General features: G+C 31.6%; 6 protein-coding genes and 1 pseudogene. 3 read left to right on the top strand and 4 right to left on the bottom strand.

Annotated elements, in window-relative coordinates; translation table 11 throughout:
* A partial coding sequence (sucC, locus tag QZZ53_RS16525; protein WP_296386749.1) for an ADP-forming succinate--CoA ligase subunit beta occupies nt 1-1,180 on the bottom strand: 1,180 nt, incomplete at its 3' end.
* Nucleotides 1,181-1,294: 114 nt separating this feature from the next.
* The gene (locus tag QZZ53_RS16530) at nt 1,295-1,951 is read right to left on the bottom strand and encodes a hypothetical protein (RefSeq protein WP_296386751.1); all 657 of its coding nucleotides are present in this window, start codon (nt 1,949-1,951) and stop codon (nt 1,295-1,297) included.
* A 132-nt stretch (nt 1,952-2,083) separates the two neighbouring features.
* On the opposite strand from QZZ53_RS16530, the gene lysA reads away from it, so the two are divergent.
* Nucleotides 2,084-3,289, top strand: a complete 1,206-nt coding sequence (gene lysA / locus QZZ53_RS16535; protein ID WP_296386753.1) for a diaminopimelate decarboxylase — start codon at nt 2,084-2,086, stop codon at nt 3,287-3,289.
* Nucleotides 3,290-3,370: 81 nt separating this feature from the next.
* A complete protein-coding gene (locus QZZ53_RS16540) occupies nt 3,371-4,558 on the top strand; it encodes a heparan-alpha-glucosaminide N-acetyltransferase domain-containing protein (RefSeq protein ID WP_296386754.1) in 1,188 nt (395 codons plus the stop codon).
* Nucleotides 4,559-4,789: 231 nt separating this feature from the next.
* Here QZZ53_RS16540 and QZZ53_RS16545 read toward each other — a convergent pair whose 3' ends face one another.
* Nucleotides 4,790-5,176: a VOC family protein gene (locus QZZ53_RS16545; protein ID WP_296386756.1), complete on the bottom strand. Its 387-nt coding sequence runs from the start codon at nt 5,174-5,176 to the stop codon at nt 4,790-4,792.
* Nucleotides 5,176-5,745, bottom strand: coding sequence for a hypothetical protein (locus QZZ53_RS16550; protein ID WP_296386758.1), 570 nt, complete (start codon nt 5,743-5,745; stop codon nt 5,176-5,178). Before QZZ53_RS16550 ends, QZZ53_RS16545 begins: the two co-directional genes overlap by 1 nt.
* 118 nt (nt 5,746-5,863) lie before the next feature.
* Here QZZ53_RS16550 and QZZ53_RS16555 point away from each other — a divergent pair.
* Nucleotides 5,864-6,220: pseudogene (locus QZZ53_RS16555) on the top strand (hypothetical protein); the annotation flags it as partial.

Genomic DNA, 6,220 nt, shown 5'->3' on the forward strand with positions numbered 1-6,220 from the left:
CTGTTTGTACTTTATCTGCAGCCTCTTGGAATTCAGTTGCACTCATTACATCTAATCCAGAATTATCAATTAATTCTTTAGCAATGTCTGCATTTGTTCCTTGTAAACGTACAATGATAGGTACAGTAATATTACCCATATTTTTATAGGCATCAATAACACCTTGCGCCACACGATCACAACGTACAATTCCACCAAAAATGTTTATTAAGATGGCTTTTACAGCAGGATCTTTTAATATAATTTGAAAAGCAGCTTCTACTCTTGCAGCATCAGCAGTACCACCAACATCTAAAAAGTTAGCTGGCTCTCCACCTGCTTGCTTAATTAAATCCATAGTTGCCATCGCTAAACCAGCACCATTTACCATACAACCAACGTTTCCGTCTAAATCCACATAATTTAAACCTAAAGCACCTGCTTCAACTTCAATTGGATTTTCCTCACGTAAATCACGTAATTGTGCTAAATCACGATGTCTAAATAAAGCGTTGTCATCTAAAGTAACTTTAGCATCAACCGCCATAATCTTGTCATCACTAGTTTTTAAAACTGGATTGATTTCAAATAATGAAGCATCAGACTTTACATACGCTGTATATAATGCAGAAACAAATTTTGTCATTTCTTTAAACGCAGTACCAGATAGACCTAAGTTAAATGCCACACGACGTGCTTGAAATCCAAGTAATCCCAATGCAGGATCAACCTCTTCTGCAAATATTAAATGTGGAGTTTCTTCAGCAACCGTTTCAATATCCATTCCACCTTCAGTAGAATACATAATCATATTTTTACCTGTACCACGATTTAACAACACAGACATATAATATTCTTCTGGCTCATTATCTCCTGGGTAATAAACATCTTCAGCGACTAAAACTTGGTGTACTCTCTTTCCTTCCGCAGAAGTTTGAGGTGTTACCAAATCCATACCAATGATGTTTCCAGCAACTTCTTCAACTTCTTGAAGGTTTTTAGCAAGTTTTACACCACCACCTTTTCCACGTCCACCTGCGTGAACTTGGGCTTTAATAACATGCCATCCTGTGCCAGTTTCAGCTGTTAGTTGTTTCGCTGCATCAACAGCTTCTTTAGCACTTTGAACTACAATTCCGCGTTGTATGCGTACTCCAAAACTACTTAATAATTCTTTTCCTTGATATTCGTGTAAATTCATTTGTTATCAGAAATTTATTGGTGGCACAAAAATAAGCATACTAAAACGTTTTTGCCAATAGTTTTTAATAAATGGCACATCTTATTTATTAGTTTTAATTTTCCTTGGTTTTTTTTAGTCTTTTAAACGCTTAATTACCGAAAATGCTTTGTCAACCAAGTCGTCTTCAACAACTATTGTAAACTCATTGGTCGTAGAAACCACTTCATATAAAGTAATCTTTTCCCAAGCTAAACGCTTAAATATTTGATAATATAAGCCTGCAATTTTCGAATTGCCTTTTGGCAAATAAATACTGATAGCAGACAATTTATCTTGTAACCCAATTTGTGTTTCATTTTCAAATGCTTTTAAGATACTTTCCTTTTCGGACGTTGAAATAATAATGTTGCTTTCAAACATACCACGAGTAAAAGCATAAAAAATTTGATGATTCATACTTATTTTTTCTAAAACTTGCGCATGACTATTTATTAATGTTTTAGAATTTTGAAATGTAAAATCGCTTAAATTTGAACGCACTGTAATATCTCCTAAGTTTTTAAAGACCTTTTTTAAACGTCCAGAATTTTCAAGATTTAAAGGTTGTTGGTGTCGTCGCAGTGCCATCATTATAGCTCCATCTTTTACAGGTTTTCTAAGCATTTCTGAAATAGGCGTATTTAAATCTTTTGCCAAAGCAGAAAAATTAATGATTTGCCGAGACAAGGCTTCCTCTAAAAAAGGACTTGACATTATTATTTCTTCTACACAAGTTGCTATTGTTTTCACACGTTTAAATTTGTTAATTATTTAACATTTTGTGTGAAAATAGCAATATTTTTTAATTTTTATGTTTTTAAAACCTATTCCATCTACATTTGATGCTTCACAATAAATAAATATTATAAGATTTAAATACTAATGAAAAATACTACCTTACTAAAAATTGCAAAAGATTTCGGAAGTCCTGTTTACGTTTATGATGCGGAAACCATTACAAATCAGTACAAACGTTTAACAAAAGCATTTAGTAAGGTGAAACAGTTAAAGCTTAATTATGCAGTTAAGGCATTATCTAATATTTCTGTTCTAAAATTATTTAGCACGCTAGGTTCTGGTATTGATACAGTATCTATTCAAGAAGTGCAATTAGGATTAAAAGCAGGTTTTAAGCCAGAAAACATCATCTTTACTCCAAATGGAGTTTCTCTTGAAGAGATAGAGGAAGTTTCAAAATTAGGCGTACAGATTAATATTGATAACCTTTCAATATTAGAACAGTTTGGTACTAAGCATCCTAACATTCCGGTTTGTATTCGTATTAATCCTCATGTAATGGCAGGTGGAAATACTAACATTTCAGTAGGACATATAGATAGTAAATTCGGAATTTCGATTCATCAGATTCCTTTAATACTTCGTACTGTTGAAAACACTAAAATGAATATTAACGGAATTCATATGCATACTGGTAGTGACATATTAGATATTGATGTCTTCTTATATGCAAGTGAGATTTTGTTTGAAACTGCTAAGAATTTTAAAAACTTGGAATTTATCGATTTTGGTTCTGGTTTTAAAGTACCATATAAAACTGGTGATATTGAAACCAATATTGAAGAATTAGGAGAAAAACTATCTAAGCGTTTTAATGAGTTTTGCAAAGAATACGGAAAAGACTTAACCTTAGCTTTTGAACCAGGTAAATTCTTGGTGAGTGAAGCTGGAGTATTTTTAGCCAAAGTAAATGTGGTGAAACAAACCACTTCTACTGTGTTTGCTCAGATTGATTCTGGTTTTAATCATCTCATAAGACCTATGTTATATGGTTCTCAGCACAGCATATTAAACATTTCTAACCCAAAAGGACGTGAGCGTTTTTACTCAGTAGTTGGATACATATGTGAAACGGATACATTTGCCAATAATAGACGTATTTCTGAAATAAATGAAGGAGATATTCTCTGTTTTAAAAATGCTGGTGCTTATTGCTATTCTATGGCTAGCAATTATAATTCGCGCTACAGACCTGCTGAAGTTTTACTGCACAAAGGGAAAGCACATCTTATTAGAAAACGTGAAACCTTTGATGATATATTACATAATCAAGTTGAGATTTCACTCTAACTAAAAAAGCGTTACAATTAGTAACGCTTTTTTTATACCTTTAAATTTCCTCAAATCTTTTAATTCTAACATTAAAGATTCATGAAATCAATCAAATCAACAAGAATAGAATCTATTGATATTCTAAGAGGTCTCGTTATGGTTATTATGGCTTTAGATCATGTTAGAGATTACTACCATATCAATGCTTTTAGTGGTAATTATCCTGAAAACTTAGAATCAACAAATATCATCTTATTTGGCACACGTTTTATAACACATTATTGCGCACCAGTATTTGTGTTTTTAGCTGGTACATCTGCCTTTTTATATGGACAAAATAAAAGTAAAGGACAGTTATCCAAATTTTTAATCACGCGTGGATTATGGCTCGTTTTTGTCGAAATCTTCATTAATAATTTTCTCTGGTGGTTCGATGTTAATTTTGGTTTTACAAACCTTCAAGTTATATGGGCTATTGGTTTATGCATGATTGTTCTCGGCTTAATTATTTACTTACCAAAACGAATTATTCTAGCTCTTGGATTGCTGATTGTTTTTGGACATAATGCATTAGATAGTATTGTAATGAAAGGTGATAGCATTCCCTCTCTACTTTGGTATATGCTTCATCAAGGTAATGGTTTCAGTGTAGGCGAAGGTCATTTTGTATCATTTTCTTACCCTATTTTACCTTGGATTGGCGTTATTTTTTTAGGGTATTGTTTTGGAGAGTTTTACAAAAAAGATGCATCTGTAACTTTCAGAAAAAAATGGCTTTTATACATTGGCATATCTACCGCAATCTTATTTTTTGTGTTTAGAGGACTTAATTTTTATGGAGACTTAGTTCCTTGGATAACTCAAGAAACAACAGAGAAAACAATTATTTCATTCCTTAATGCGAGTAAATATCCACCATCACTAGCATACCTTTTGATAACATTAGGGCCAGCATTATTATTTTTATATTTCATTGAAAATATTAAAAACGCTAGCACTAACTTTTTATTGGTTTTTGGAAGAGTTCCTTTCTTCTATTATATATTACACATCTTTATTATTCATATTGGTGCAATCATTGGATTATTAATTACTGGGAAAGATTGGAAATTGATGATTTTAGATAATGACACTATGAGTTCTGGTTTACTTCAAGGTTATGGTTACTCCTTATTTACAGTTTATCTCGTATGGATTGCAATTGTCCTACTTCTATATCCTGTTTGTAAAAAGTATATGCAATACAAAGCCAACAATAAAGACAAATGGTGGCTTAGTTATTTGTAACTTATTTGAAAAGACATATACTAATAAATAGCAATCATAATAAATAATGACAGGATTAGATATAGTAATGGTATTTGCGGTTATCCTTTTTGCAAGATTAGGAATACGATTGGTCTCTCGATATATTAAAATGAAAAACGAAGATGACGAAGAAAAAAGTGACTAATCCATTTATTTATTGCAGTAGTATATTAATTATGAACATCAATAAGGAACGATTTAATATCTTATTTAATTATCTCTATAGAAAGTTAATCCGTTACCAAACAAATCATAGAAAGCAAACTCTTTAGTTCTCCAAGGAGTACTTTTTAAAGTCGTATTTTTATGAAATACATTTTTCGTTTTATACTCTTCAAATAATTGTTCTATATGTTCTACATAGATACGTAGCATTTGAGTATTAAAACCATTTTCCCATTCAATACTATCATGCCATTGTAAATGAATTTCTATACCATCACGACCTACACCTGCATATCCATTTGCGTCTGTAGTATCTGTAAAAGCGAGTTTAAAACCTAACTTGCTCACATAATAATCAATAGTTTTTGTAATATCCTTAACTGGGAGCACAGGATGAATTTGCTTTAAATAGCCTTGCTTGTTTGTATCCATTAGTCTTTAACTTTTCCTGTAAAATGATTCACTTTTGGATTAATTGGATTACCTGTAGTTCGTCTATAAATGACTAGCTGTCCACAATGCCAAATTGCATCTGCAATTGGTCCATTAACCTGATTCCAAAACGGAATTTCTTGTTCACCAAAAATAATTTTGTATTGCGAAATATCTTTACTAGCTCTTAAAATATCAGCAGCAGTTTTGAGATTATTTAATGTCTTAGTACGCATATCTGCATAGGATAAATCTTCTTTATCCCTTGAATTTGATTTCTTTAATGTAGAATTCACAATGATTTTAGATAAATCATAAATATGCTTTATTGTTTCTTCTGAAGATCTACCATCCTCGTTGGCTTTATAAACCAAATCTTTTTTGGTAAGACTGTCACTTGCCCAATAATACCGAAAACCCAAAGCATCTACCATACGTGCTGCTATTGTACCAGCAGTAAATTCTGATGAATAGTCTGGTACTTCATAGTATGGTAGTTCATTATCTTTTTCTTGTGAAAAAACATTTATGGTCATTAAGAAAACACCTAGAACTAAAACACACTTCATATATATAATTTAAATTTTATCAAATTTAAGGATTTAACGCATTCAATTAGACCTATTATTATACACAAGTGTTTTAACTATATTTGCGAAGTAACCCACTTTATTGTAAAAGTCTTTTATGAAGGTAATAAAAACTTGTTTTATTTTATCAATTGTTCTATTTACAAATCTTCTTTCTGCTCAAAACCATGAAGAATCTGATTCTTTAGAAATAACTAAGCCATCAATACTTTCTACACACCCATTAGGATTATTATTTACACGCCTCGAAGGACATTTTAAAACCAAGCCTACAAAAAAAATAATATTGGATTTTAATATTGCAAGTGGAAATGTTTGGGCACCACCAGTGAAGGCCTATATTCCAAATCTAGAGAGAGATAGAAGTTTTGTAAAACAATTCGCATGGCATAGAAGAGAAGCTATAGTAGATGTTGATACTTTAAATGCAAAGACCATAGAAGCACAGAATGAT

It is taken from the genome of Winogradskyella sp. (assembly GCF_016744625.1).
Classification (GTDB): domain Bacteria; phylum Bacteroidota; class Bacteroidia; order Flavobacteriales; family Flavobacteriaceae; genus Winogradskyella.